This is a genomic window from Cryobacterium sp. TMT2-15-1 (genome assembly GCF_004402345.1).
Classification (GTDB): domain Bacteria; phylum Actinomycetota; class Actinomycetes; order Actinomycetales; family Microbacteriaceae; genus Cryobacterium; species Cryobacterium sandaracinum.
Genome location: NZ_SOGD01000051.1, coordinates 1 through 25,892 on the forward strand (window position 1 = coordinate 1; position 25,892 = coordinate 25,892).

Genomic DNA, 25,892 nt, shown 5'->3' on the forward strand with positions numbered 1-25,892 from the left:
AGCCGGACTTCGTGCACGTCTTCGTCGACGGCCGCATCGCCGAACAGGGCGGCCCCGAACTCGCCGACCGCCTCGAAGACGAGGGCTACGATCGCTTCCAGAGCGCCGTGGTCGCCCGATGAGCCTCGGGACAACTGCACTGCAACCGGCGGAATCGACCCTGGGCGCGGCGCGGTTCGATGCCATCCAGGAGGCCCTCAAGGATGTGATCGACCCGGAACTCGGCATCAACATCGTCGACCTCGGCCTGATCTACGACCTGGGCTGGGACGATGAGAACGACGCCCTGATCATCCACATGACCCTGACCTCGGCCGGCTGCCCGCTGACCGAGATGCTCGAGCAGGAGATCGGCGTCAACCTGGACGGCATCGTCGACCAGTTCCGCATCAACTGGGTCTGGATGCCGCCGTGGGGCATCGACAAGATCACCGACGACGGCCGGGAGATGATGAGCGCCCTTGGATTCAACGTCTAACCAGCCCGTTGCCACCCATCGGCTTCCTCTGACCGAGGTGCGCCGATGACCTATGTGATCGCCCTGCCCTGCGTCGACGTGAAGGACCGCGCCTGCGTAGACGAGTGCCCGGTCGACTGCATCTACGAGGGGGACCGCTCCCTCTATATCCACCCCGACGAGTGCATCGACTGCGGCGCCTGCGAACCCGTTTGCCCGGTCGAGGCCATCTACTACGAGGACGACCTGCCCGAGAAGTGGGCCGACTACTACAAGGCCAATGTCGAGTTCTTCGACGACATCGGCTCGCCCGGCGGGGCCGCGAAGTCCGGCGTGTTCCAGAAGGACCACCCTCTCATCGCCGCCCTGCCCCCGCAAGTGCGGCTCTGACCCTGCCGCGCTCCTCCAGGCCGAATTCGACGCCGAGCCCTGAGCCATGCCGCCCCGCGAACGGGGCGGCATCCTCGTCTGCGGAGAAGACCGTTCCTCCGAGGCCGAAGGCCGTGTTGTTGGCGATCCCGACGGCCTCCTCGACGCTGTCGTAGCGCAAAATCGACAGCACCGACCCGAAGATCTCCTCCCGGGCGATCCGCATGCCGGGCGTCACGTCGGCGAACACGGTCGGCGTGACGTAGAAGCCCCGGTCGAACCCGCTGGGCACGTCGCCGCCGGGCGTGGCGCGGGCACCCTCCGCCAGGCCCGACCGGATAAAGCCGCGCACCGTGTCCCGCTGCGCGGCGGTCGCGCTCGGCCCGAACACGGTCGCCGGATCCATCGGGTCACCTTGGGGCGCGGCCGCGATGGTGGCAGTGACCATGTCCACCAAGTCGTCGTAGCGGCCCCGCGGGGCGAGGATACGGGTCGAGACGCAACAGGTCTGCCCCGTGTTGCGCATGCAGGTGCGGATCAGCACTTTCGCCATCTGTGCCAGGTCGGCGTCGGGCAGCACCAGGGCCGACGACTTGCCGCCGAGCCCCAGGGCTGCCGGGCGCAACAGCTCGCCGCAGGCCGCACCGATCGAACGGCCCACCGGGGTGGCCCCGGTGAACGCCACCTTGTCGATGCCCGGGTGCCGCACGAGGGCGTCCCCGACGGCGCTGTTACCGGTGACAACGTTGACCACGCCCGCCGGAATACCGGCGGCGACGACGGCATCCGCGATCTGGCGGATCGAGAGGGGGGTCGGCGACGCCGGCTGGAAGTTCCACGGCGCGATCAGGGCACAGACCCCGACCGGGTCCTGGCGCACCACGGTCTCGGCGGAGCCGTCGGGGAACGGGCGCACATCGTGCGCCTCCAGGTGTGGCGCGAGGGTGGCGAAGTAGCGGAAGATGGCGGCCGCATTCGAGGCGGCACGGCCGGTCTCGTATACCGGCGACCCGTTCTCCCAGGTGTGGGTGTGCGAGATCGCCTCGCTGCGCTTCTCGACCTCGTCGGCCAGCCGCCTCAGGTAGACCGCTCGTTCGGAGGGGGCCAGGTCGCGCCAGCCGCTACCGGTGAAGGCCCGGCGGGCCGCGCCGTCGATGAACAGGTCGTCCGTGTGGGTGTACGGAACGGTCGCGAACGCCGTCTCCATCAGAGCACCGAAACCTTGAGCAGCGCCTCGGCCCGGTCGAGTTCGACCGTCACCATCTCGAGCCCGGCGGCGGTGATCAGCTCCGGCAGGATCTCCGCGCGCAGCCGGCGGCAGTAGAACGACGGCGTCTGGACGAACCAGCTCGAGGCCAGGGCGATGCCGGCCGGGGTGAAGCGCCAGAGCCGGTCGGCGTCCCGCACCAGCGAGTCTTCGATCGAGTGCGACACCGGGCGGGTGTCGTGCCCATCGATGATGTCGGTCACCCGGGTGATGAACGCGTCGTCGTAGCCGAGGCCGGGCAGCACCTCGCGGGCGATCTCGCAGCCCGTGATCTCGTGTTCGAACCGGATCTGCACCTGGCGCCAGTTCGTGCCGAAGCCCTCCGAGATGATCTTGATCTCGTCGACGCAGGCCCAGCCGGTGTCGTGCAGCAGGATGGCGACCCGCGCCACCAGGGAATCGGCCTCCGGGTAGGCGTCGCAGCGGCGCTCGGCGAAGGCGAACGACATCGGGATGTGGATGTCGTTGCCGCGCGTGCGCATCTCCCGTGCGACGGCCCGCCAGAGCAGGTCGAGGTCGGTCGGGGAGGTGTCGGTGACGCTGATCCGGGAGGTGTCGATCGGGTGTTCGGTCTACAGGATCATGGCGTTGTCACTTTCTCGGAGAGCGCCGGGGCACCGGTGGCGAGCTTTTTGAGGGGGAAGGAGGTATCGGAGGCGGCATCGGCCGGAACGGGCTGGCCCTTGTGCAGGGCGTCCCACACGGCCATGAAGTCGAGCGGGTTGTTGATGCAGTCCGCGGCGATCAGCGTGCCGCCGCGGTAGTAGAGCACGGAGAACTTCTCTGAGCCGGGGTCGCCGCGCAGCACGACCCGTTCATGGCCGCCGGAGAGCCCGGCGATCTGCAGTTCCAGATCGGCCTGGTCGGACCAGAACCACGGCACCGTCTTGTGCTCGGCGGGGATGCCCAGCAGGGTGGCGGCGGCGGCCTTGGCCTGCTCGACGGCGTTCTGCACGCTCTCGAGCCGCAGCCGGCCGTTGCCGAAGTCGACGATGGAGGGGTTGGGCATGTTGGCGCAGTCGCCGGCCGCCACGGTGACCCGTCGCTGGCGAGCGCGCGGGTGTCCACGACGATGCCATTGTCGACCAGGAGGCCAAGCTGCTCGGCGAGATCGGTGCGCGGGATGACGCCGACCCCGACCAGCACCACGTCGGCCGGAACGACGCTGCCGTCGCCGAGTTCCAAGCCAATCACCCGATCGTGTTCGCCGCGGAGGCGCACCCCGGTCGCGTTCAGCACGACGCTCAGGCCGCGTCGGCGGTGCGCCTGGAGGTAGAACGCGCTGGTTTGTTCGGAGACGGCCCGGCCGATCAGCCGCGGGGCGGCTTCCAGCACGGTGACGTTCTTGCCGGAGGCCCGGGCCCCGACTGCCACCTCGAGCCCGATGAACCCGCCGCCGATCACAACGACGTTCCGCGCCTGCCGCTGCTGCTCGAGTATCGCGGCCTCCGTCGCATTCCGCAGGTAGTGCACCCCCTCCAGTTCGGAGCCCTCGAACGGGATCGTGCGCGGCATCGCGCCGCCGGTGAGGGCAAGGCGGGCGAAGGGGAAGGTGCGCCCGGATTCGGCCACAGCCACCCCACCCCGCGCATCGCGGGTTGACTTCACGATGCGTTCCCGGGTGACGAGCTCGATCCGGTGGGTCTGGTAGAAGTCGTGGATACGGAATGCGAGGGAGTCCGCGGTGGCCGCTCCCTTGAGGAACGCTTTCGACAGCGGCGGCCGCTGGTAGGGCGCATGCGGTTCCTCGCCGACCAGGGTGATCGGTCCGGTGTCGCCCAGCTCAATGAGGAGGTCAAGAATGCCTGACGGATACAACGACCACGACGTGACCGCGGAGGATGACTATTGCGTTTCAGGACATCCGGTGCCAACCCCGTCGTCGCATCCATAATGGCCGCGCACGACCCGGCAAAAGTCAAGGACTCGAGCCGACAACTGGATTCGATAGTCCGGTGGTCGAAGTTATGCCACCGGGGAGTGGGCGTCCGCACAATGTGTTGAAACACAGGCGGAGTATGTCAGAAGTTCTGCGAAGGTGGCAGGAGGCGCAATATGACGGGGGCGTCGATGATCGATATGAGGCGCTTCAACAGCGCACGTTGAGCAGTCTGAGGAGCAATGATGCCCGAAAGAACCCCGTTCGTCCGTCGCCGTACCGCCGCCCTTGGGGCGGCCGCTATGGGAGCGGTTGTTGTGGCGAGTTTGCTCGTAGCCTCCCCCACCACCGCTGCTGACCGTGGTCGTGATCCGCTTGTTCAACCCTTCGCGTCGTCATCCATATGGAATACCCCGCTTGGTTCAGACGCCAATTACCAGCCGACATACCTGCAGGTCGAGCCGCGGGTAACGCTGGATCCGAACTACGTCGTGGCGACCGGCACCGATTACGACACGTACGCTCTCGGAAGCCCAGATGGACCTTCGTACACATCGAGCGGCGTGACTTTCGGTGGCCGGTGTTCGGGAACCTCCGATTTCGGCCCTATTCTTTTCCCGACTGATTTCATGTTGGGGGATGCGACCCTTTCGCCGCAGTTCAGTACCCCGAACAATGCAACTGCCGTTGTCTATCCTGATGGGCGGACGATCGCCCAATTGCAACCTGGTGCGAGGTGCCGGGCAGGCTCGAATCCCCACGGCTACCGGGCGACTGAGAGCGACCTTTACGATGATGGTACGTACGGCAGTCACTTCGGCTCCGGGCTGTCGAGCATCGGAGGCCAGATCGGTGTCGGCGAGATTGCCGGACCGGCTCCGATCCGGCATGCATTGCAACTCGAGTTGTGGGGCGCGAAATACTTGACTTATGACGCGGCAGATTCAACGCCGGGATTCCGGTGGCCGGCGGATCGTCATGATTATGTCGCCCCCGACCGCGTTAACGGGTACTGCACGCAGGATCCCTGCTCATCATCACCAGATCCGCAGATGCAGATGGGTGCCCTGCTGGCCATTCCACCGTCTACGACCGCGGCGTCGCTAAACATCACCAATCCAGCGGCGAAGAAGATCTTCCAGGCGTTAAAAGACTTCGGCGGATACATCGTTGACGACACCGCGTGGTCCACCGCGCAGATCGGTATCGACTCGCGTGCAGAATCTGAGGTGGACATCACTGACCCTGCTTGGACGGCCGATGTCACTCGGATCTTTGCCGCATTGAACGTGATTACCAATAGCGACGCGGAGCACATCGGTGGTGGCGGAGAACCGCGGGTTGCGCCCGTAGCCGAACTCGCTAAGCCGACAACCAAAGCAGCGAAGGCCCTGAAGCTGAAGGACGCGCGGGCAAGTGCGTCGGACGGATCGCTTTCCGCGCAACGTGCAAACGACGGCCGTGAGTCGTCGGGGTGGAGCGCCGGTGTTCCGCTGGCAAATGGCCAATGGTTCGCACTCGATCTGCTCAAGCCGCGAGACTTCAACCGCGTCAGTCTGAACTCCGACGCTTTTGCCTTTGGGTACGCGCAGGACTATGACGTTCAGGTTTCCGACGACGGCTCGGCGTGGACCACGATCACGCACGGGTCCGGAGCCCGGACGAGCGTGATCACCTTCCCGGTGCAGCACAAACGGTTTGTTCGTGTGTTTAGTAACGGTTCTGGTATCGACCCTGCTCACCAATCTTGGTCGATCGGTGAGTTTGAACTGTTCAATGCCCCCGGTATATCGTTCGGAACGCCAGCCCCCCTGCCAACACCGACCCCAACCCCCGAACCGGAGCCGGCGGCCTATGACGAAAGTTTCGACGGCGCCGCCCCAGGCTGGGACACCGGGGCTAGCGGCACCATCGCCAGTGGGCGGCTCGAGTTGCTCAACTTCGGGGGTGACGCACGGGCTGTGCTTACCGGTCATGAATTCGGTGGTGCCGGCAACCCCTATGCCCTGCATGCCGAGGTGAGCACCATCGCCGGCGACAACAGCAACAAAGCGCGCATCTTCTTTGCCGCCGCCGCGGATGGGTCCGAGTATGCAGTACAAATCGGTGGAGGGGCCTCGGGCAGCGTGGAGTTGCTGGAGCGCACCCCGGGCGGGGACACCGTAATCGCCACCGCTACGGCACCGTATTCAATCGGCGCATCGACCGAAATCACGATCGCGGTCGCCGCCGACGGACGTACGACGGTTACCGGGACCAGCGGCGGCCTATCCACTGTCCTGATCGAGGCGACACCGACTGCAACCAGGGCCGGACTGATCGGAATGGAGACCTTATACAGTCAGCTCGCCATCTACCGAGTACGCGTCACCATTCCCTGACACACAGGCTCGGGTGCCACTGATTCTGGCGGGGCACCCGAGCTTGCCGTGTTCTACCCACGGTAGTAGCGGCGGTAGCTGCCTGGGGATACCTCGCACGCCTCAGTGAAGCTGGCGTAGAAGCGACTGGTGGATCCGAAGCCTGATAAGGCCGCGACCTCCGAGACCGGCGCGTTGGTGGTCAGCAGCAGGCGCTGGGCCTCCGCGATTCGGCACGCGGTCAGATACGCCCCGATCGTCTGCCCGATCACCCGACGGAATAATGTCATCGCGTAATTCGGACTCAGATGCAGCGCACGCGCGACATCGTCGACGGTGATGGGGTCCCGGGAGTTATCCGCAACGTATTGTGCCATCAGGGTCGCACGCGAGACAGAGATGTGGTCTGCGCCGGTGGATCCTGATGCTGCCGCCAAACCTGAATGAGCTGCAATGGCTTCGCGGTGAGCAAGCCGCCGCATCATCGCTTCCATCTCGAGGACGGCGATCGCCCTCAGCTCAACGTCGTGAACGTCCGTCGCCCACTGGTGGAACATCCGGCTCTCGCGGCCCCCATGCTCGGCCAGGGCGAGGCTGCCATCGAGCTGTTCACCCACCAGGACAGGGCGGCCGTTGAGCAGAAGTTTCACGACGGGAGTGGGGAGCCGCCAGGCTAGCGCTGTACCGATTGGCAGATGCAGCCAGTGCATAGTCGTATTCGGCTCCGCGTTGATGAGCTGGTGCGGGATACTCGCCCAGAAGATTGCCATGGTACCGGCGGGGACATCGAATCTCCGTCCGCCAAGCAGATAGCTGATAGCGCCGCCGGTGGGCAGGTTCACTTCCAGGTGCTCGTGACGGTGTGCAACAGGCATGGGTCGTGGCTTTCCATGCCAGCATTCCAAGCCGAACTCATCATGCCGGGTCGATGTCGTATCCTTCGAACTGACTATCGACGGGCCCGGGACGGGCGCGGTGTGAGCCATGCCCATCAGCTACGTGGGCGGGCGCCCCGGATAACAGCCCGATAGGCAATCGAACTGTCTTTCGGTGTGCGCTCGAGTGTCTGATAGTCAACCCTGACAATGCCGAAACGCCTGCCATACCCCAGGGCCCACTCGAAATTGTCCATAAGCGACCATACAAAGTAGCCGCGCACGTCGGCACCGTCGGCAATGGCATCGGAAACCGCTTGAATGTGATCGAGCACGTATTTCGTGCGCTGCTCGTCGTGGATAGCCCCGTCCAGCGAAACGACGTCGTCGTAGGCGGCACCGTTCTCCGTGACGTAGAGGGGCGGCAGGTTGGGGTACTCCTCGCCGAGCCGCACAAGTAGCGTGCGGAGTCCCTTGGGATTCACCTCCCAGCCCATCGCCGTGCGGGGAAGGTCGCGTAACGGGAAGGTGATGTATTCCGAGCCCACGAACGGCGAGCCAAGCGGCTGGCCGGCGGTGTCGACGAAGAGCGGGTCGTTCGTCCCATCAAGCGGATGACCGCTCACAACGTCATCGTGGTAGTGGTTTACCCCCAGGAATTCGATCGGCTGCGAGATGATCTGAAGATCGTCGGGGCGCACGAGTCCGGTCTCACTTACCTCATCGAGGCCGAACTCAGCGAGATCCTTCCGGACGTCAGCTGGGTATTCGCCGCGCACGATCGGGTCGAGAAACATCCGGTTCTGCAGCCCGTCGAAGCGCCGCGCCGCCTCACGGTCGCTCAAATCGGATGCATCGAGTGGAATCGAGTTGGTGAGGTTGAGCGTGATGCCGAGGTTCTCGGCGCCCAACTCGCGGAGGCGCTGGACGGCGAGACCGTGAGCAAGGTGCTGGTGGTGCACCGCGGCGATGGCGGCAGCCGGCTCCTGACGACCAGGCGCGTGCACGCCTGCCGCATATCCGAGAAGCGACGAGCAGAAGGGCTCATTGAAAGTTGTCCAGTGTCGCACCCGGTCGCCCAGCGCCTGATGGACAATCTCGGCGTAGTCGCGAAAACGGTACGCGGTGTCGCGGTTCGTCCACCCTCCCTTATCCTCTACAGCCTGCGGAAGATCCCAGTGGTAGAGCGTCAGCCACGGCAGAATGTCGGCCCCGAGCAGTTCGTCAACGAGCCGAGAATAGAAGTCCAGTCCGACCGGGTTCACGTCGCGGTCGGCGGGACGGATGCGCGCCCAACTAGTGGAGAACCGGTAGGCCTGTAGGCCCAGCTCTTTCATCAGTGCAACGTCGGCCGGCATCCGGTGGTAATGGTCGACGGCGGTGTCGAGTGTATCGCCGTTGAGTACGGCGTGCGGCGCCCGGGCGAAGGTGTCCCAGATAGATGCTTCTTTACCGTCTTCGAATGCAGCACCTTCGATCTGGGCGGCAGCGGTGGCCGAACCCCAAATGAACGTGGGAGGGAATGAGGTCGTCATGACGGGGACTGCTCCTTGGGTGGTGGTCCTGCGGTACGTATGAATTTGGAGGCTGTCGAAAGTTAGATTGGCCGGCACTTACGGCACTTGATCTACCAAGCACCCGCAGGACGAACGGACTACAAGCTTTGCTGGAAACAAGCTTTGCCCAACGTTGCGCGAGGCGGGATCGAGTGCGGCCGCAACTGCAGCCTTGGCGAGTTCTTCGGTGGGCTGGCGAACAGTGGTGAGTGGGGGCCAGCTGAATTCAGTCTCGATCGTGCCGTCGAAAGACACCACGGCCATATCTCGGGGAACGGATAACCCGTTCTCGTGTATCGCGAGGAGAGCGCCGATCGCTTCGAGGTCGGAGCTGGCGAAGATTGCGGTGGGGCGGGGTGTGCGTTGGAGAAGCCGTTGTGTTGCTTCGTAGCCGCCGCGGCGCGAGTAGTCCGTCAACTCGATTGGGCCGAGTTCAAGGTTGGCCTCACGCAGGGCGTCCTGCCAGCCGAGTTGTCTGGCGTCGAGTGAGCGGCTGCCGCGCCGGCCACCGACCAGCATTCCGATGTTGTGGTGGCCATGTTCGACCAAATGCCGTACGCCGAGCTTTGCGCCGTCGCGGAAGGCCGTGCTGATCGTCGCGACGCCGTGCACGACTGTGGACTGGTCGATGAAAACGCGCGGAATGCCGTTGACACGCTGGGAAGCCAGCTCCTCATCGGCGAGGAGGCTCAGCGTTATGATCGCCTCCACACCCCGGCTAACGAGACTTTCGGTGTTGCGCACTTCACGCGCAGGGTCCGAGCGGGAGTTAGTAATGATGAGGTCGTACCCGTGGGCGCTCGCCGCACGCTCGATTGCGGAGGCCAGTTCGACGAAGTGAGGGTTGGAGGTGTCCGGGACGACGATACCGATCAGTTGGGATATACCGAGCTTCAAAGCCCTCGCAGTGTAGTTGGGTTGATATTGGAGAGTATCGATGGCTTCGCGAACGCGTTTTGCTGTCGCGGGGGCGACCCTCCCGGGAAGTCCATTGATGACATAGCTGACGACCGCCGTACTCACGCCCGCGTATTTGGCGACGTCGCTTCGGGTGACAGATTGTTTAGCCATAGTTCACTCCATTTGAGCCCGTCTTTGTTACTGCTGTAACCGAGTGTAGGGCGGCCCGCGCAACTGGCGGGTAAGGATGACCACAACTGTTTGCACAGTTGTTCGTTACTCGTGTAACATTACCTTACTTGCGGAGAGCACTTTGGCTAGCTGCAGCAATTCAAAGGAGAGTTTGATGAAGTGGACGAAGATGTCTGCCGCAGTAGCGACGGTCGCGATTACCATCGCCGGCCTGACGGCGTGCAGTGGCGCTGAAGGAAACGAAGCCGCCGAGATCGAGGTTCTGACCGGTTCCGCCGTCGGGAGCGCGCAGCACAGCGCACTTGAGTCAGCCGCAGATGCGTTCGAGAAAGATAATCCCGGGGTGAAGATTCGCCTGGTGCCAGGGGGCGGGTCTTTCGAGGGGGACCTCAAGGTGCGACTGGCAGCCAATAACGCGCCGGACGTATTCAATACGCACGGCTGGTCTCTCGACCGGTACAGCCCGTTTCTCGTCCCGCTCTCCGATGAGTCGTGGGCGAGTGATTTCAATCCGGTGCTCGACGCCGCGATGCGGGACGAAGCGGGTAAGTTTTATGCACTTCCGATTGACGTTGCCGTGTCCGGCATCGTCTACAGCGTTCCGGCGCTGGAGAAAGCCGGCGTCGACGCATCGACGATCACGACCTGGGACGCGTTCGAGCAGGCTGCCGACGCCGTCTTGGCAGCTGGCATCGTTCCGATCGCCGTGTCGGGTAAAGACAACTGGACGGCCGGCAACCTGTCTGACTGGGCGGCCCCCGGCTACTACTCCGAGAAAGACCTCACCGACCTGCAAGACGGTAAGTTCGATACGGGTGTGTATGCGGGAATGCTTGAGCGCCAAGCGGGATGGAGTTCCGCCGGATATTTCAATAAGGACTACAGCTCCGCGACGGGCGACGACGTCAACCGCCTGATAGCCACGGGAGAAGCCGCATTCGCATTCCAGGGAAACGGTCTTGCCCAAAACGCCACGGTGCTCAACCCGGATGTTCAGCTGGGATTCTTCCCGGTGCCGTCTGAGGTGTCGGACCCGTACCTGGTCGGCGGCGAGAGCATGGCTTACGGTGTCTCGAAGACTGGAGAACACAAAGAGATTGCTCTGGACTTCCTGGCGTACCTGGCTCAGCCTTCAGTGCTCGGGCCCATCGCGGAATCAATCGGCAATGGGCCGGGCCTCGTCAACGCTGAGTCCAGCCTGGGGATTATGCAGTCCAGCTACAACAAGTACGTGACCGAGGCAGCTACGACCGTGGTGCCATTCTTTGACCGGGTCCACCTGCCTAACGGGATGTGGAACAGCATGGTCATTGCTTCGGATGCGATCATCACCGGCCAGTCTTCATCAGGAGACGCCGCTACTCAGATGAAGACGGCGTTCGACAGTGTCTACGGTCAGGACTAGCACCGAGCGCGGCTCCCGCATGACGAGTCGATCAAGATTCGGCCAGACCGCCGGCGGGACGGCCGCACTGCGGTCGCCCCGCCGGCGCGGCGGCGGCGTGCAGAGCCGGAGCATCAATCTTTTCTATGTGCCAACGCTCCTGGTGCTGATCGTTTTCACGGTGTACCCGCTGGTGTCGGGTATCCAGCTGTCTCTCACCAGCTGGGATGGGTACAGCCCGGAGAAGGCCTTTACCGGCGTCGACAACTACGTACGCATGTTGACCGATTCAACGTTCCACCTCGTATTGCTGAATACCCTCGTTTACGGCGTCGGCAGCACCCTCATCCAACAGGTTCTCGGCCTTGGACTCGCGGTGCTGCTCGATCGACCGGTCCGAGGTCGCGCTGTGCTGCGTGCCATCATCTATCTGCCTGTGCTCGTGTCACCCGTCATTATGGGCACGATGTACTACTTCCTCTTCCAGTACAACAATGGCGCGTTGAACACAGTTGGGGCTGTATTCGGCGTTGAGAAGACGGCGTGGTTCGACGATGCCGGCATCGCCGTGGCAATCATCGTGATCGTCAACTCCGCACAGTTCGTGGGCATCTCCATGATCATTTACCTGGCCGGCCTCCAGTCCATCCCCGAAGACATCAAACAGGCCGCCAGCCTCGACGGCGCATCCGGATGGGCGCATTTCCGACACATCACGCTTCCGCTGCTTCAACCCGCGTTCGCAACCAGTATCGTACTCAACCTGATCGGCGGGCTGAAGCTCTTCGACATGATCAAGGTCCTCACGGGTGGCGGCCCCGGTTATGCCACGAACTCGGTGTCAACCTACATCAGCGTCGCTTACTTCAACAATCAAGCGGCCGGGTATGCGTCCGCGATGGGAGTAGTGCTCTTCGTGCTGATCCTTACGCTCACGCTTGCTCTTAACGCCGGGCTCAATCGCAACAAATTGGAGCTGTGACATGCACGAAAAGCTCGCCTTCCGTTCCAAATTGTTTATCGTTCTGTTTCTTGCCCTGGTCGCGCTGGCGCAGCTGGTGCCATTTTGGATGGCGATCACGACCGCAACGAAACCCGCTGACGACCTATCGTCCGTACTGCTGCCAACCGTCAATGGCATTGAGTGGTCGAACTTCAGCGATGCGCTACGGATCGGCAACATTCTTCGGGCGATTAGTAATACGGCATTCATCACTGTTGTATCGACCACGTTGGTGTGTGTGCTCGGCGCGACAAGTGCCTACCCTCTGGCGCGCAGGCTGACCCGTTTCAATGGGTTCGTCGCCGCCGGCATCCTCAGCCTCATTATGATTCCGCCGCTAAGTATCCTGGTTCCGCTGTACAGCCTTCTCAGTCAGATTGGCGGATTGAATACCTACTGGGGCCAGATCCTCGTGATGGTCGCGGGTGGCCTGCCACTCAGCATCTTCCTCTACACAGCATTCCTGCGCAGCATCCCAGAATCACTGGATGAAGCAGCGCGCATCGACGGGGCGAATATGATCCAGACGTTCTTCCATGTGATATTCCCGCTATTGAAGCCCGTCACTGCGACCGTCGTTATTCTCACGGGCGTGCAGATTTGGAACGACTACGCGATGTCCAACTACATCCTGACCGATCCGGTTAAACAGACGGTGGCTCCAGCAGTCGCCGCCTTCTTCGCCCAACAAGCAAGCAACCGGGGCGCTGGCGCGGCTGCGGCACTCATCTCAGTGGTGCCCATACTTATCGCCTATCTATTTTTACAGCGCTATTTCATGCGCGGGTTGGTCGCTGGAGCAGAGAAATGATTCACATGGATGACGTAATAACAATGGAACACGAAATCGCACAAATTGAAACCGAAGTCGATACCTGCCCGGATGCCACTATCCACCTGACGGCGGGCAGGGTGAGCCTTCTTGTCGATATAAGCAAAGGTCGGTTACCGTCGATTCTGCACTGGGGCGCAGCCCTAGCCGAGGTTGACGCCGAAGTTGCTGCGGTACTCGTCCGCGCGGTCATTCCGGTGATTGGCTCGAATAATGTCTCAGAGCCGCCGCGCCCCGCGATCCTGCCCGAGCATCACACTGGGTGGGTCGGCCGCCCGGGGCTGACCGGATCGTTCGATGGTACTGGCTGGTCTCCCCGCTTCCGTTCCGAGTCAGTCAGCCTGAACGGGGTGCCGGTCTCAGGATTTGTTGAGTCTGAACAGGGGCTGCTCCGTGTTGATGCCCAAGACGACTCCGGTCGGCTACAACTCAGGCTTGAAATTGAACTCGAGCAAAGTGGGCTGGTTCGTGCCCGAAGCACGATCAAAAATCTTGGAGAGGAGAAGTACTCGCTCGATGAACTCTCGCTGACATTTCCTATCCCCGGCGAGGCCACCGAAGTTCTCGACTTCACGGGCGTGCACAATTACGAGCGGGTACCCCAACGCACCACTATGACCACAGGAGTGCACCTTCGCGAGCAGCGCAAGGGGCGCACCGGTGCCGACAGCGCGTACGTGCTGCACGCCGGAACTCCCGGATTCGGATTCGGCCATGGCGAAGTGTGGGCGATCCATACTGCCTGGAGCGGCAACCACCGCCACTATGCCGAACGCGTATCCACCGGCGAACAGGTCTTAGGCGGCGGCGAGGTGCTCCTGCCGGGCGAGGTGAAGCTGTCCTCTGGCGAGAGCTACCAAACTCCGTGGGTATACGCATCCTTCGGGAACGGTCTCGACCAGGTCGCCCGGCGTTTTCATCGCCACCTGCGCGCGCGCGAGCCGTTTGTCGACCCGGATCGACCGGTCACGCTCAACGTGTGGGAGGCGGTGTACTTCCATCAGGATCTCGACCAACTGCTCGACCTCGCGGAGCGTGCCGCTACATTGGGAGTCGAGCGGTACGTACTCGACGATGGCTGGTTTGGCTGCAGGCGCGACGACTTTTCAGGACTTGGCGACTGGACCGTGTCCGCTGATGTATGGCCGGACGGCCTGCACCCTCTGATCAATCGGGTCCGCCAGCTCGGCATGCAGTTCGGTCTCTGGTTTGAGCCGGAAATGGTTAATCTCGATAGTGAACTTGCCCGGGCGCATCCCGCCTGGATCATGGCCGCACGTACGAGCCTACCGATCGAGTCTCGTAACCAGCACGTATTGAACCTGGCCCTTCCAGAAGCATACGAGCACATCAAAGCCCGGATGCTGGCTATTCTGGCCGAGTATCCGATCGACTACATCAAGTGGGATCACAATCGCGACCTCACGGAGGCGGGCGACCAGACCAACGGCGGCCGTCCGGTGGTGCACGCGCAAACCCTCGCGTTCTACCGTCTACTGGCAGAGTTGCGCGCTGCCCACCCGGGTCTGGAGATCGAGTCGTGCTCCTCCGGCGGGGCTCGCGTCGACCTCGGCGTGCTCGAACACGCTGACAGGGTGTGGGTTTCAGACAACATCGACCCGCACGACCGACAGGCGATGCTTCGCTGGACTGCGCAGCTGCTGCCTCCGGAATTCATGGGCTCGCACATCGCGTCTGGACGGTCCTATACGACGGGCCGCCAGCACGACCTGTCCTTCCGCGCGGGCACGGCCATCTTCGGGCACCTCGGTATCGAATGGGATCTCGCACAGGCGACCGTGCAAGAGACCGACGAGCTGCGCTCGTGGGTAGAGTTCTATAAACAGGAACGGCGCCTGCTTCTCGGTGGGGACATGGTTCGCATGGATACCCCACACGACGACATCCTCGTGCACGGCGTGATCAATAATGAAAAGTCGAGAGCGATCTTCGCGTCTGCCTGCACCGACAGCACGTACCCTGACCCAGCCGTGCGGCTCAAGTTCAGGGAACTAGATCCGGCCGCCCGGTATCGAGTGCGTCCAGTCTTTCCCGGGCGAACTCCCTCCGGACTACAGGCCCCTCGGTGGTGGGGTCGGGCGACCGCGAACGGTGTGCACATCGACGAACTGCGCCTGCGGGACCAGCCGCTCACATCGGTTCGTTTCGCCGGGGCGACGCTATCCGGTGAAATGCTCCACACCGTTGGTGTCGCCGCACCGCGGCTGCACCCCGACCAAGTCGTCATCTACGTCCTCGATCGCGTCGAAGCTCCCCACCTGAACCAGCCATCAACCCCTTAGAACCGAAAGAGATTCAATGACGACTCTGAGAGCAATTCCGACAGAACCGGTGCCGCGCGGCGGCATCCCGAAGCCGGAGCATCCGAGGCCGCAGCTGGTTCGTGACGACTGGCGGAACCTCAACGGTGAGTGGCAGTTCGAGATGGACCTGGGGGATAGCGGAGTCGAGCGTGGTTTGGTCGATCGGCCGCTCTCCGGAACGATCCTGGTTCCGTTCGCCCCCGAATCCGAGGCGAGCGGCATCGGCCACGTCGACTACATGACGGCGGTCTGGTACCGCCGCGAGGCCGATATCCCCGCGGAATGGGGCGATAAGAGGGTGCTGCTCCACTTCGGGGCGGTCGACCATGACGCGGTCGTGTGGGTCGACGGCGTGGAAGTCGTCCGCCATCGCGGCGGGTTCACTCCGTTTACCGCAAACCTCGGGCACGGTCACGCAGGAAAGTCCATCTCCATCGTGGTGCAGGCGCGGGACAGTCGGGACGCCGTCCAGGCACGTGGGAAGCAGTCCACCCTGTTCGAGAACAGTGGCTGCTCCTATACCCGCACGACTGGGATCTGGCAGACCGTGTGGCTGGAAGCAGTGCCGGATGTCGCCATCCTGCTGCCAAGGATCACGCCCATGCTGGCATCGCCGAGTTTCGACATCGTCGTTCCCCTCAGCCGCAACCTCCCGGGATCGGTCGTGCGCGTGACGATCTGCGACGCGGACGGCGAGATCGCCGTCCGCGAGGTCCGGGCCGATCTCGACCTGGCGCCGTCGGTGCGGATCCAGCTTCCCGCCGACCGCACGCGGCTATGGTCACCGGAGGATCCACACCTCTATGATCTGGCCATCGAGCTGACCGATTCCAGCGGAGCGATCCTCGACCGCGTTGTGACCTATAGCGGGCTGCGCTCCGTCTCGATCGACGGCAAGCGGATCTTGATCAACGGCCGGCCCGTCTTCCAGCGGCTGGTGCTCGACCAGGGCTATTACCCGGACACGCTGATGACAGCTCCCGACGATGCCGCGATGGTCCGCGACATACAACTGTCTCTGGCGGCCGGTTTCAACGGTGCCCGGCTGCACCAGAAGGTGTTCGAGGAGCGGTTCCTCTATCACGCCGACCGCATGGGCTACCTCGTCTGGGGCGAGTTCGGCGACTGGGCGAATCTGCCCGACCCGCACCCCACCCACAACGCCTCCTTCATCACGCAGTGGATCGAGGCGGTGCAACGCGATTACAACCACCCGTCAATCATCGGCTGGTGCCCCTTGAACGAGACGCGGGTCGTGATCGACGACCGGATCCAGGTGCTCGACGACGTGACGAGGGGCATGTTCCTCGCGACCAAGCTCGCCGACCCCACACGACCGGTGCTCGACGCATCCGGGTACTCGCACCGCGTTCCGGAATCCGATGTGTATGACTCGCACGACTACACGCAGGATCCGGCCGACTTCGCGCGCCTCATGGCCCCGCTCGACCTCGATAAGCCGTTCACGAACGCCGACGAAGCCGGCCACCGCCCCATCTCCATCCCCTACCGCGGCCAGCCATACTTCTGTTCCGAGTTCGGCGGGATCTGGTGGGATCCGGATACACCGGCGGTACGACCGCAAGATGACTCGGTCTCCTGGGGATACGGCGCCCGACCAGCGACGGAGACAGAGTTCCAACAGCGTTTCGCCGGCCTCGTCGGTGTGCTCCTCGACGACCCGGGAATGTTCGGATACTGCTACACGCAGCTCACCGACGTCTTTCAGGAGCAGAACGGCATCTACCGTTTCGACCGATCGGAGAAGCTTGACATCGGCGCCATCCGACAAGCGCAAATGCGCACGGCCGCGATCGAACGCACAGACCCCGTGACGGATGCGCTGGCAGAGCCATCGCGAAGCGATCAGACGCAAAACCGCAACCACCCAGTCGGCGGTGTCACGCCGCACGACCAAGGATTGAGCCGCACCCCATGATTCCAGTAATGTCGCTCCCCGTCAGGCGTGTCAATGATGGTCAAGGAGGAAATGGCGGGAACTGCGATCAAGTACGCGCCGGGATCTGTTGACATGACCGGCTCACTGAAAGCTGCCTGCAGCTCTGAACACCGGATGAACCACCCAACAACATAGTTCACCGGCACTTAGCTCCATCGGTATCTGGCAAGCTACCGCCCAACCGGCAAATACGACCACTATAAAATTTGGTGAGCGAACCGCAAGAAATTGACTCAGCCGATCTAGTGCGTGCTCAGCACCCGCACGGTGTTAAAAAACTCCACCGCTCAGCAGGACGTGACCCGTGAATAAGCTTCGGCATCTTCAAATCGTCGACCTCGTCGTACATCGGCGACTACGGCACAATGTATGTCCGCTGGGGGAAGTCCACGGCCGGCAGCTCCTTCAAGCCGAGTAATGATCTGACCGTATTCGACTGGTCGGCTGAGGTCATGGACGACTGGATCCACAACGGTTTCGCCCGGTTCGGTGAACCGGTCAGTGACCTAAATCCCGATCGGCCCGGAGACCTAGTCACCGAACCGCTACTCTGACGGCGATTGAACGTCTACCTTGACGGGTTGGGTTTTCCGGCGGGTCTGGAGTTGCACTCGTTTCGATGCCGTATCGGCCGCGTAGTTCCTCGCGCATGCGATCCGACGTACGCGCAAAGTCGGCATTAACGGTGCGCCATACGTCGGCCGTCTCGTAAGCCGTTGCGATGTCGTCGACGCCGGCTGTGTTCCACCACTCCTGATTCTTCGGCCATTGTGATGCACCCCGTTGTCTCTCGTGACCCTCGCGAACGCCTTGGAGTCGCGCTGGGCTTCCCACTGGATGGAACTCAGATCGCGACGGGGGGTCGATCACCGGGCTAGTTTGCGGGCGCGGGCCGCGGGCTGCAGCGCCGAGGGGGGAGGTGCGCTATTCCGGCCTGGATGCGCTCGGCCGTGCCGAGCAGGATCGGCAGCTTGGCCCCCCCCCCCCGTTCTGTCGCTCCCTGACGTCCCCCGACGTGCGGCAGATTGCGTTTCGGATAACGTGGAGGGTGTGACCCACACCGCCCGCGACGTCGGAACCTCCGCCACCCCAACCGCACGCCCCGGGCTGCACGCCTGGCGGAACGCCGTGTTCGCACTCTTCTTCATTTCCGGACTCGCACTGGCTACCTGGATGTCCCGCATCCCGGCCGTGCGAGACGGCCTCGAGCTCTCGACCGCGCAGGTGGGCATCGTCATCTTCGGTCTCTCGGCCGGGTCGGTGATCGGCCTGGTGGCGGCGGTCGGGCTGCTCGCCCGCCTCGGCGCCCGGCGCGCCGTGGTTCTCGGCGTAGCGATCTCCTCGGTCGGGCTCATCACGGCCGGGGTCGGCACGAGTCTGCTGGGGTCCACCGAGCTGGTCTTCGCCGGGCTGGCCCTGGTCGGTTTCGGGATGGGCTCGGTCGACGTCATGATGAACGTCGAGGGGGCGGCGGCCGAGCGGGCGATCGGCAAGACGCTGATGCCGCTGATGCACGCCTGCTTCAGCCTCGGCACCGTGGTCGGCGCGCTGGCGGGCGCGGGGGCATCCTTCGCCTCGCTGCCGGTGTTCTGGCACCTGGCCGGGGTTTCGCTTCTCGTGCTCGCCACCGCCGTCGCCGGGGTGCGGCATATCCCGGTGCGAGCGGAGCTCGGCGACAAGCCGGCGACGGCGTCGGCGTCGGGCGCGGAGCCGGGCGTCACGCCGGGAACGGCGGAGGCCGGGCCGCGCCCTGCGCCGCCGTGGCGGGAGCGCCTGCGCGTCGGCCTGTCCGCGTGGGGTGACACGAGGATCCTCCTGATCGGCACGATCGTGCTGGGCATGACCTTCGCCGAGGGCTCGGCCAACGACTGGCTGGCCCTGGCCGCCGTCGACGGGCACGGGCTGAGCAACACGGAGGGCGCCATCATCTTCGGCGTCTTCGTGACGGCGATGACCGTCGGCCGAGTGTTCGGCGGGCCGATCCTGGACCGGTTCGGGCGGGTACCGGTGCTGCGCGCCTGCGCCGCGCTGGGAATCCTGGGCCTGGTGTTGTTCATCCTCGCGCCGAACGAGGGGCTGCTCTACACCGGCACGGTGCTCTGGGGTCTCGGCGCGTCGCTCGGCTTCCCGGTGGGCATGTCGGCCGCCGCCGACGACACGCAGAACGCCGCCGCCCGAGTGAGCGCCGTCGCCATGATCGGCTACTTCGCGTTCCTCGTGGGCCCGCCCGTGCTCGGCCTGCTCGGGGAGGCCTGGGGCATCCTGAACGCCCTGTTCCTGATCCTGGCGCTGATGGTTCTGGCGGGCCTGGCCGCCCCCGCCGCGCGCGAGCGCACCAGCGCCCCCGCCGCCTAACGAATTCGACGGAGATTTTGGCGCTAGAGGCCGGTCTTGGGGCTGTTTCAAGCCGAAACGGCAAAATCTCCGTCGAATTGGTTCGGACCCGGGGCGCGGGAGGTTCGTCGAGGGTGGGCGAACGTATGCCGCGGCGCGGTTAGGCTCAAACCGTGCGCCTTGTGATTGCGAAATGTTCCGTCGACTACGCGGGGAGACTCAGCGCGCATCTGCCGCTGGCCACCCGCCTGCTCATGATCAAGTCGGACGGCAGCGTGCTCGTGCACTCCGACGGCGGCTCCTACAAGCCGCTCAACTGGATGAGCCCGCCGTGCAGCCTGGCGCTGTCCGAGCCCGATGACGACCAGACGGATGCCGGCGTCACGGCCGTGTGGACGGTCACCCACGCCAAGACCGCCGACCAGCTCTTCGTCAGCATCTACGAGGTGCTGCACGACTCCGCCCACGAGCTCGGCATCGACCCCGGACTGATCAAGGACGGCGTCGAGGCCCATCTGCAGAAGCTGCTGGCCGAGCACATCCACCTGCTCGGCGACGGCCATATCCTGGTGCGCCGGGAGTACATGACGGCGATCGGCCCGGTCGACATCCTGGCGCGCGACTCCACGGGCGGATCCGTCGCCGTGGAGCTGAAACGGCGCGGCGACATTGACGGGGTGGAACAGCTCACGCGCTACCTCGAACTCATGAATCGCGACCCGCATCTCGCACCGGTGATCGGGGTTTTCGCTGCACAGATCATCAAGCCGCAAGCGCGCACGCTGGCCGAGGACCGCGGCATCCGTTGCCTCGTTCTCGACTACGACGCCATGCGCGGACTCGACGACACACAATCGAAACTCTTTTAGGGCCTGGCGGCCCGAGTGAAAGCGTATCGTCCTCATGATCTTTGAATTCATGCGATAGATCGACTCCCGACCCCTAGTATTAGCCTGTGATTTCGACATCGACCCGCACGTGGAGTGCCATACTTTTTGACCTTGACGGAACAATCACCGATTCCGCCCCGGCCATTACCAATGCCCTCGCCCGCACCTTCGCCGTCCTGGGCCACCCGGTTCCCGCCGACGCGGAACTTCTGGCCTACGTGGGGCCGCCTCTGCTGGCCGCTTTCCGCGAGTACGCCGGCATGACACCGGAGGAGGCCGCCGAGGCTGTCGCCGTCTACCGCGCCGACGACCAAGGCAAGCATTTGCTGGACACCGCCATCTTCCCGGGCGTCGCCGGGCTCCTCGAGCGCATCCACGCGGCGAGGATCCCGATGGCCGTGGCCACCAGCAAAACCCAGCACAATGCGATCGCGGTGCTCGAGCACTTCGACCTGGCAAAGTACTTCACCGCCATCGTGGGCTCCACCGACAACGAGACGCGCAGTTCCAAGGCCGACGTCGTGGCGGAGGCCCTCGAGCGCCTCGCCGCCGCCGGTGCCGACCTCAGCCAGCCCGTCATGGTCGGCGACCGCCGCTACGACGCGGAAGGTGCGGCCGCCCACGGCGTTCCGGCCATTCTCGTGGAGTGGGGCTACGGCTCCCCGTCCGAGGCCGCCGAGGCGACCGCGACCGTCTACTCCGCTGACACGCTCGGCAAGATGCTCCTCGGCTGACACCCCTCTCCCTGCCCTCGCGAAAAAGCACCCCCGTCTCGAAACGAGGGTGCTTTTTCCGTATCCACGCGGACTCCCGCGGGGACTCCCGCGCGGACTCCGGGGCGGCTAGATGATGGCGCCGCGCAGGGCGGCCGCCGCGGCGGCCGGGTCCTCGGCGCCGTAGATGGCGCCGCCGGCGACGGCGACCCGGGCCCCGGCACGCTGCACGGAGGCAATGGTGGCGACGCTCACGCCGCCGGCCAGGGAGAACGGAACCCGGGCGGTCTCACCCTGGTTGAGTAAAGTCGAGAGCGAGAAGCCGGGCTCCGCCTGCTCGTCCAGGCCGGCGTGCATCTCGACGAAGACGGCGCCGAGCTTTGTCACTTCGCGGGCCCGCGTCACCTTGTCGGCGACGCCGATCAGGTCGACGACGACGCCTTTGCCGTGCTTCGTGGCCGCGGCGACGGCCCCGACGATGGTACTGTCCCCGGCCGTGCCGAGAACAGTCACCAGGTCGGCGCCGGCGGTGAACGCCAGGTCGGCCTCGAGCTCACCGGCATCCATTGTTTTGAGGTCGGCGAAGACCGTCTTGTCGGGGTGAGCGGCCTTGATGGCGGTCACGGCACGCAGGCCCTCCGCCTTGATCAGCGGGGTGCCGAGCTCGATGATGTCCACGTAGGGTGCAACCTTCGCGGCCAGCTCGAGGGCCGCATCCGTGGTGAGTACGTCCATGGCGACTTGCAGTTTCATGATGGTCTTCTTCCCGGTTCTGTGAGGTTCTGGTGAGGCCTGATAGGTCTGAAAGAGTGAAAAGCGTTATTCGAGGTTGGCGTGGCGCGGCCACAGCTCGTCGGCCGTGGCCCCGGATGCCTTCCACAGGCTGTGGAAGATCGCATCGCCGAGCACGACGACGGTCTGTTCGAAGAGCGCGCCCGAGTACTGCAGCGACCGGAGTTCGTCATGGTCCTGCTTCTGGGCGGCCGGCACGACCACTGTCACCGCGGCCAACGCGGCGAGCGGGGAGTCCGGTGCGGTGGTGATCGCGATCAGCCGGGCACCGGACGCCGCGGCGGTTTCGGCCGCGCGCACGACGGTGGCCGTCGCGCCGGACCCGCTCGCTACCAGCAGCACGTCGCCGGCCGCGATCGCCGGGGTGGTGACCTCGCCGACCACGTGCACGTCGAGCCCGAGGTGCATCAGCCGCATCGCGGTCATGCGCAGAGCCAGTCCGGACCGGCCCGCGCCGAACACAAACACGCGCCGGGCTCCCCGCAGGGCGGCCGCGGCCTGGTCGAGGGTCGGGAGGCCGGCCGTGTCGTCAGTGCTGTTCGTGCTGTTCGTGGTCGCCGTCGTCAGGAGCTGGCGCACGATCCCGGCGTTCTCGGCCGCGATGGCGGCGAGCGATTCGGTCACTGTCACGGGGGTGTCGGTGCGAGAAGGCATCCCCTTATGATCCACTCTTTTGGGCGGGCAGGAGGCCCACCGAACGGGCGGCGCACCTACCCGAACGGATGGCTGAACGCACCCCCGGTAGGCTGCTGAGGTGAATAGTCAGCGCCCAGCCCCCTCGATCGAGCCGTTCGACTCCCGTTCGGCCGCCGCCGAGCGCGCCCGGGTCGTCGCCGACCTGACCGACACGCAGGCGACCACGCTCGAGTCCTTGCTCGCCGTGCTCCGCTCCCGGGACACGAGCGACGCCTCGGCCCGGCAAACCGCGATCGACCTGGCCGCGACGGCGATGGTGGCGCTGCGCGCCGTCTCCGACCTCGACCGGTCCCTCACCGAGGAGCCCGTTGCTCAGGCCTTCGAACGCCTGCGCGACGACCTGCGCCCGCTCGTGCGCTTCGGCGACCTCGACGTGCAGTTCATCGAGCCGCCCGTGAACGGCCGGGCCCTGCCCGGCGAGGTGGCCCACGCCGCCCGGGCCATCGTGCGTGGCGCGGTCCTGGCTCTGGTCGAGCAGGCCGGGGTGGCCCGCGTGCGCGTGCACTGGGACTGCGACGGCAGCAACCTCTTGATCCACATCCGCGACGACGGCTCCGGCGACCTCACCCCGGACAGCCCGAGCGTCAGCCGGTTGACGAGCCGGGTGGCCGCACTGAACGGCACGCTGCGGCTGGAGGCGACGACCGGCTGGGGATCCGAAATGACCGTCAGCCTCCCCCTCGACGTGCCACTCGCACCGCTCACGGCCGCCGCCGCGTGGGGTCTCAGCCCGCGCGAGAAGGGCGTGCTCGAGCTGGTCGCCTCCGGCGCCCGCAACCGGGCGATCGCCGAAACGCTCTCGATCAGCGAGAACACGGTCAAGTTCCACGTCGCCAACCTGCTGCGCAAGGTGGGTGCCTCCACTCGGGCCGAGCTGGCAGCGCTCTCCCGCTGAGCCGCCGCTTCCGTGCAAAACTGGCCATCGCGCAGCATCCGTTCACACCGACGGATGCCCGCCGAGAGGACACACCATTGACGCCACCGAATGGGACACCCGCTACCGCCTCGCCCGTGAGGCCCAGGCCGGCCGGGCCGGACGCCTGTGGTCCGCGGTGCCGGCGCAGATCGTGCAGGACACCGTGAGCCCGTTCCCGCCGGGGCGTGCGCTGGACCTGGCCACCGGCGACGGTCGCAACGCGATCTGGCTGGCCGGCCACGGCTGGATGGTCACGGCGGTCGACTTCTCCGCCGAGGCCGTCGGCCAGGCCGAAGCGCACGCCGCCGAGGCAGGCGTGTCGGTGCACTGGCAGGTTGGCGACGCCACGACCTGGGATCCGGCAGGCGCAAGCTTCGACCTGGTCACCGTGATGTACCTGCACCTGCCCGAGCCCGCCTTGCGCGCCGTGCTGGCCCGCGCCGCCGGGTGGCTCTCCCCCGGCGGGCACCTGGTCGCGCTCGGGCACGACCAGGCCAACCTCGAGACCGGGGCTCCCGGACCCGGCGATCCGGCCATCCTCTACTCGCCCGAGCTGCTGCGTTCCTGCATCGACCCCGCAAGCCCGGGTGCCTCCCGGGTCGTGCGCTGCGAGACCATCCGCCGCGACCTCGCCACCGACCCGGAGGCCCCCGGCGACGGCGGCGCCGCCACGTTCGCCCTCGACACCCTGCTCGTCGTCGAAGCCTAATTACCCCCTGGGGTATACTGAAACCCCAGCGCACACGCCACGAGGGAGCCCGATGTCCACCAATTCGGATGCGCCCGCGCCCGTGACCCCGGACGCCCGCCCCATGCCCACGCCCGCCGACCACACGCCGCTGCAGCGCACGGTCGTGCGGGTGCTCATCGCAGGCCAGATCCTCGGTGGCATCGGCATGGGCGCCACGCTCTCCCTCGGCGCTCTGCTGGCCGCGCAGCTCTCCGGCTCCAGCGCCTGGTCGGGCATGGCCGCCACCATGAGCACCCTCGGCGCCGCCCTCGTAGCCGTACCGCTGGCCCGCCTGGCCCAGCGCCGCGGTCGCCGCCGCTCCCTCGCGACCGGCTCGCTCATCGCCGGCTCCGGCGCTGTTCTCGCCATCACCTCGGTCGCGGTCGACATCTTCCCGCTGCTCCTGCTGGCACTGATGCTCCTCGGCGCCGGATCGGCCACGAACCTGCAGGCCCGCTTCGCCGCCACCGACCTCGCGAGCACACAATTCCGGGCGCGCGACCTGTCCATCGTGGTCTGGTCGACGACCATCGGCGCCGTGCTCGGCCCGAACCTGTTCGGCCCCGGCGAGGTCGTGGGTAAGGCCCTCGGCCTGCCCCCGCTGACCGGTGCCTTCGCCTTCTCCCTGATCGCCACGGTCGGCGCGGCCGTCGTCTATACGGTCGGACTCCGCCCCGACCCGCTGCTCACCGCCCTTGCCGCACGCGAGGTCGACCCCGCCGGCGGCACGCGCCGCGGCGGCCTGGCCATCGTGCGCGTCAACCCGCAGGCCCGCTTCGCGGTGATCGTGATCGCCTGCAGCCACGCCACCATGGTCGCCCTGATGTCGATGGCCCCGGTGCACCTGCGCGACCACGGCGCCACCCTGACGCTGGTGGGGCTGACCATCAGCCTCCACGTCGCCGGCATGTACGCGCTCTCGCCCGTCTTCGGCTGGATGGCCGACCGGCTGGGACGGATGCCCGTCATTCTCATCGGTCAGGGCCTGTTGCTGGCCTCGCTGGCGATCTTCTGGCTGGCCGGGGAGTCACAAACGGCCATGACCGTGGGGCTGATCCTGCTCGGACTGGGCTGGTCGGCATCCGTCGTCGCCGGCTCGGCGCTGATCGCTGAGGCGGTGGACGTGCACGACCGCGCCGCCCTGCAGGGTTTCTCCGACCTGTCGATGAACGGGGCCGGTGCCCTCGGGGGAGCCCTGGCCGGCCTGATCCTGAGCGCGATCGGCTACTCCGGGCTCGGACTGGTCACCATGGTGCTCGCGGGCGCCATCGTGCTCTGGTCTGCCGTGCGCGGCACCACGGCCCGACCGGTCGGGCGCTGACCGGGTGAGTCCTGACGATTGGTTGATTCACTCTCGGCAGGTCCGAGTCGACCGCACCGCGTGGACGCTTTCCGCACAGCTGGCTTCAGACTCGGCCGACGCAGGCGCTGGAACACTGGCCGACCACCGCGCTGGCCGACCG

Annotated in this window: 23 protein-coding genes and 2 pseudogenes; 16 read left to right on the forward strand and 9 right to left on the reverse strand. The window is 65.2% G+C overall.

What is annotated here, in order from left to right; translation table 11 throughout:
* The 3 genes and pseudogenes from sufC to fdxA form a co-directional block, all read left to right on the forward strand.
* Nucleotides 1-122, forward strand: a pseudogene (sufC, locus tag E3O62_RS17195) (Fe-S cluster assembly ATPase SufC); the annotation flags it as partial.
* Complete coding sequence (locus E3O62_RS13605; RefSeq protein ID WP_134394324.1) at nucleotides 119-478, forward strand: metal-sulfur cluster assembly factor; 360 nt, start codon at nucleotides 119-121, stop codon at nucleotides 476-478. The pseudogene sufC and the gene E3O62_RS13605, both read left to right, overlap by 4 nt.
* A gap of 45 nt (nucleotides 479-523) precedes the next feature.
* Nucleotides 524-847, forward strand: coding sequence for a ferredoxin (gene fdxA, locus E3O62_RS13610; protein ID WP_134394323.1), 324 nt, complete (start codon nucleotides 524-526; stop codon nucleotides 845-847).
* Here fdxA and E3O62_RS13615 read toward each other — a convergent pair.
* From E3O62_RS13615 to E3O62_RS17585, 4 genes and pseudogenes are all read right to left on the reverse strand, one after another.
* Nucleotides 813-2,033, reverse strand: coding sequence for an aldehyde dehydrogenase family protein (locus E3O62_RS13615; protein WP_134398863.1), 1,221 nt, complete (start codon nucleotides 2,031-2,033; stop codon nucleotides 813-815). The genes fdxA and E3O62_RS13615 overlap by 35 nt on opposite strands.
* The gene (locus E3O62_RS13620) at nucleotides 2,033-2,575 is read right to left on the reverse strand and encodes an HD domain-containing protein (protein WP_134398864.1); all 543 of its coding nucleotides are present in this window, start codon (nucleotides 2,573-2,575) and stop codon (nucleotides 2,033-2,035) included. Before E3O62_RS13620 ends, E3O62_RS13615 begins: the two co-directional genes overlap by 1 nt.
* A 98-nt stretch (nucleotides 2,576-2,673) precedes the next feature.
* Nucleotides 2,674-3,102, reverse strand: a complete 429-nt coding sequence (locus tag E3O62_RS17200; protein WP_241973501.1) for an oxidoreductase C-terminal domain-containing protein — start codon at nucleotides 3,100-3,102, stop codon at nucleotides 2,674-2,676.
* A gap of 107 nt (nucleotides 3,103-3,209) precedes the next feature.
* A pseudogene (locus tag E3O62_RS17585) lies at nucleotides 3,210-3,911 on the reverse strand (NAD(P)/FAD-dependent oxidoreductase); the annotation flags it as partial.
* Nucleotides 3,912-4,274: 363 nt separating this feature from the next.
* On the opposite strand from E3O62_RS17585, the gene E3O62_RS13630 reads away from it, so the two are divergent.
* Nucleotides 4,275-6,353 (forward strand): discoidin domain-containing protein, encoded by a 2,079-nt coding sequence (locus E3O62_RS13630; protein WP_166786490.1) that lies wholly within the window; start codon nucleotides 4,275-4,277, stop codon nucleotides 6,351-6,353.
* A gap of 53 nt (nucleotides 6,354-6,406) precedes the next feature.
* On the opposite strand, the gene E3O62_RS13635 is transcribed toward E3O62_RS13630, so the two are convergent.
* From E3O62_RS13635 to E3O62_RS13645, 3 genes are all read right to left on the reverse strand, one after another.
* Nucleotides 6,407-7,207: a helix-turn-helix domain-containing protein gene (locus E3O62_RS13635; protein WP_166786491.1), complete on the reverse strand. Its 801-nt coding sequence runs from the start codon at nucleotides 7,205-7,207 to the stop codon at nucleotides 6,407-6,409.
* Nucleotides 7,208-7,323: 116 nt separating this feature from the next.
* Complete coding sequence (locus tag E3O62_RS13640; RefSeq protein WP_134398867.1) at nucleotides 7,324-8,742, reverse strand: glycoside hydrolase family 1 protein; 1,419 nt, start codon at nucleotides 8,740-8,742, stop codon at nucleotides 7,324-7,326.
* A gap of 78 nt (nucleotides 8,743-8,820) precedes the next feature.
* The gene (locus E3O62_RS13645; protein WP_134398868.1) at nucleotides 8,821-9,834 is read right to left on the reverse strand and encodes a LacI family DNA-binding transcriptional regulator; all 1,014 of its coding nucleotides are present in this window, start codon (nucleotides 9,832-9,834) and stop codon (nucleotides 8,821-8,823) included.
* Nucleotides 9,835-10,009: 175 nt separating this feature from the next.
* Between E3O62_RS13645 and E3O62_RS13650 the strand changes: the two genes are divergently transcribed.
* The 9 genes from E3O62_RS13650 (at nucleotide 10,010) to E3O62_RS13690 (ending at nucleotide 21,316) form a co-directional block, all read left to right on the forward strand.
* Nucleotides 10,010-11,260 (forward strand): ABC transporter substrate-binding protein, encoded by a 1,251-nt coding sequence (locus E3O62_RS13650; RefSeq protein WP_166786492.1) that lies wholly within the window; start codon nucleotides 10,010-10,012, stop codon nucleotides 11,258-11,260.
* A 19-nt stretch (nucleotides 11,261-11,279) separates the two neighbouring features.
* Complete coding sequence (locus E3O62_RS13655) at nucleotides 11,280-12,221, forward strand: carbohydrate ABC transporter permease (protein WP_134398870.1); 942 nt, start codon at nucleotides 11,280-11,282, stop codon at nucleotides 12,219-12,221.
* 1 nt (nucleotide 12,222) lies between these two features.
* Nucleotides 12,223-13,053, forward strand: coding sequence for a carbohydrate ABC transporter permease (locus E3O62_RS13660; RefSeq protein ID WP_134398871.1), 831 nt, complete (start codon nucleotides 12,223-12,225; stop codon nucleotides 13,051-13,053).
* Between the two features lie 23 nt (nucleotides 13,054-13,076).
* Complete coding sequence (locus E3O62_RS13665) at nucleotides 13,077-15,377, forward strand: alpha-galactosidase (RefSeq protein WP_134398872.1); 2,301 nt, start codon at nucleotides 13,077-13,079, stop codon at nucleotides 15,375-15,377.
* A 16-nt stretch (nucleotides 15,378-15,393) separates the two neighbouring features.
* Nucleotides 15,394-17,337, forward strand: coding sequence for a glycoside hydrolase family 2 protein (locus tag E3O62_RS13670; RefSeq protein WP_134398873.1), 1,944 nt, complete (start codon nucleotides 15,394-15,396; stop codon nucleotides 17,335-17,337).
* Nucleotides 17,338-17,723: 386 nt separating this feature from the next.
* Entirely contained in the window at nucleotides 17,724-17,912 is a 189-nt protein-coding gene (locus E3O62_RS13675; RefSeq protein WP_134398874.1) for a hypothetical protein, read from the forward strand.
* A gap of 496 nt (nucleotides 17,913-18,408) precedes the next feature.
* Nucleotides 18,409-19,713 carry an MFS transporter gene (locus E3O62_RS13680; protein WP_241973503.1) on the forward strand — a complete coding sequence of 435 codons (1,305 nt, stop codon included), beginning with the start codon at nucleotides 18,409-18,411 and terminating at the stop codon, nucleotides 19,711-19,713.
* 152 nt (nucleotides 19,714-19,865) lie between these two features.
* Nucleotides 19,866-20,561: an endonuclease NucS gene (gene nucS, locus E3O62_RS13685; RefSeq protein WP_134398875.1), complete on the forward strand. Its 696-nt coding sequence runs from the start codon at nucleotides 19,866-19,868 to the stop codon at nucleotides 20,559-20,561.
* 86 nt (nucleotides 20,562-20,647) lie between these two features.
* Nucleotides 20,648-21,316 carry an HAD hydrolase-like protein gene (locus E3O62_RS13690; RefSeq protein ID WP_134394318.1) on the forward strand — a complete coding sequence of 223 codons (669 nt, stop codon included), beginning with the start codon at nucleotides 20,648-20,650 and terminating at the stop codon, nucleotides 21,314-21,316.
* 108 nt (nucleotides 21,317-21,424) lie between these two features.
* Here the strand turns inward: E3O62_RS13690 and hxlA are convergent, their stop codons facing one another.
* Together hxlA and hxlB are read right to left on the reverse strand one after the other, a co-directional pair.
* Nucleotides 21,425-22,048, reverse strand: coding sequence for a 3-hexulose-6-phosphate synthase (gene hxlA / locus E3O62_RS13695; RefSeq protein ID WP_134394317.1), 624 nt, complete (start codon nucleotides 22,046-22,048; stop codon nucleotides 21,425-21,427).
* Nucleotides 22,049-22,114: 66 nt separating this feature from the next.
* The gene (gene hxlB, locus E3O62_RS13700; RefSeq protein ID WP_134398876.1) at nucleotides 22,115-22,741 is read right to left on the reverse strand and encodes a 6-phospho-3-hexuloisomerase; all 627 of its coding nucleotides are present in this window, start codon (nucleotides 22,739-22,741) and stop codon (nucleotides 22,115-22,117) included.
* A 100-nt stretch (nucleotides 22,742-22,841) separates the two neighbouring features.
* On the opposite strand from hxlB, the gene E3O62_RS13705 reads away from it, so the two are divergent.
* The 3 genes from E3O62_RS13705 to E3O62_RS13715 are packed head-to-tail and all read left to right on the forward strand — an operon-like array spanning nucleotide 22,842 to nucleotide 25,750.
* Entirely contained in the window at nucleotides 22,842-23,678 is an 837-nt protein-coding gene (locus tag E3O62_RS13705; protein WP_134394315.1) for a LuxR C-terminal-related transcriptional regulator, read from the forward strand.
* Complete coding sequence (locus tag E3O62_RS13710) at nucleotides 23,638-24,408, forward strand: bifunctional 2-polyprenyl-6-hydroxyphenol methylase/3-demethylubiquinol 3-O-methyltransferase UbiG (protein WP_134394314.1); 771 nt, start codon at nucleotides 23,638-23,640, stop codon at nucleotides 24,406-24,408. The genes E3O62_RS13705 and E3O62_RS13710 overlap by 41 nt, the downstream gene beginning before the upstream one ends.
* 52 nt (nucleotides 24,409-24,460) lie before the next feature.
* Complete coding sequence (locus E3O62_RS13715) at nucleotides 24,461-25,750, forward strand: MFS transporter (RefSeq protein ID WP_134398877.1); 1,290 nt, start codon at nucleotides 24,461-24,463, stop codon at nucleotides 25,748-25,750.
* Nucleotides 25,751-25,892 lie beyond the last annotated feature (142 nt).

What these genes read in the sequence shown, in the direction of transcription:
- E3O62_RS13605 (WP_134394324.1), top strand. Translation starts at nt 119, where the DNA reads ATGAGCCTCGGGACAACTGCACTGCAACCGGCGGAATCGACCCTGGGC.
- fdxA (WP_134394323.1), top strand. Translation starts at nt 524, where the DNA reads ATGACCTATGTGATCGCCCTGCCCTGCGTCGACGTGAAGGACCGCGCC.
- E3O62_RS13615 (WP_134398863.1), bottom strand. Translation starts at nt 2,033, where the DNA reads ATGGAGACGGCGTTCGCGACCGTTCCGTACACCCACACGGACGACCTG.
- E3O62_RS13620 (WP_134398864.1), bottom strand. Translation starts at nt 2,575, where the DNA reads ATGCGCACGCGCGGCAACGACATCCACATCCCGATGTCGTTCGCCTTC.
- E3O62_RS17200 (WP_241973501.1), bottom strand. Translation starts at nt 3,102, where the DNA reads ATGCCCAACCCCTCCATCGTCGACTTCGGCAACGGCCGGCTGCGGCTC.
- E3O62_RS13630 (WP_166786490.1), top strand. Translation starts at nt 4,275, where the DNA reads ATGGGAGCGGTTGTTGTGGCGAGTTTGCTCGTAGCCTCCCCCACCACC.
- E3O62_RS13635 (WP_166786491.1), bottom strand. Translation starts at nt 7,207, where the DNA reads ATGCCTGTTGCACACCGTCACGAGCACCTGGAAGTGAACCTGCCCACC.
- E3O62_RS13640 (WP_134398867.1), bottom strand. Translation starts at nt 8,742, where the DNA reads ATGACGACCTCATTCCCTCCCACGTTCATTTGGGGTTCGGCCACCGCT.
- E3O62_RS13645 (WP_134398868.1), bottom strand. Translation starts at nt 9,834, where the DNA reads ATGGCTAAACAATCTGTCACCCGAAGCGACGTCGCCAAATACGCGGGC.
- E3O62_RS13650 (WP_166786492.1), top strand. Translation starts at nt 10,010, where the DNA reads ATGAAGTGGACGAAGATGTCTGCCGCAGTAGCGACGGTCGCGATTACC.
- E3O62_RS13655 (WP_134398870.1), top strand. Translation starts at nt 11,280, where the DNA reads ATGACGAGTCGATCAAGATTCGGCCAGACCGCCGGCGGGACGGCCGCA.
- E3O62_RS13660 (WP_134398871.1), top strand. Translation starts at nt 12,223, where the DNA reads ATGCACGAAAAGCTCGCCTTCCGTTCCAAATTGTTTATCGTTCTGTTT.
- E3O62_RS13665 (WP_134398872.1), top strand. Translation starts at nt 13,077, where the DNA reads ATGGAACACGAAATCGCACAAATTGAAACCGAAGTCGATACCTGCCCG.
- E3O62_RS13670 (WP_134398873.1), top strand. Translation starts at nt 15,394, where the DNA reads ATGACGACTCTGAGAGCAATTCCGACAGAACCGGTGCCGCGCGGCGGC.
- E3O62_RS13675 (WP_134398874.1), top strand. Translation starts at nt 17,724, where the DNA reads ATGTATGTCCGCTGGGGGAAGTCCACGGCCGGCAGCTCCTTCAAGCCG.
- hxlA (WP_134394317.1), bottom strand. Translation starts at nt 22,048, where the DNA reads ATGAAACTGCAAGTCGCCATGGACGTACTCACCACGGATGCGGCCCTC.
- hxlB (WP_134398876.1), bottom strand. Translation starts at nt 22,741, where the DNA reads ATGCCTTCTCGCACCGACACCCCCGTGACAGTGACCGAATCGCTCGCC.
- E3O62_RS13715 (WP_134398877.1), top strand. Translation starts at nt 24,461, where the DNA reads ATGTCCACCAATTCGGATGCGCCCGCGCCCGTGACCCCGGACGCCCGC.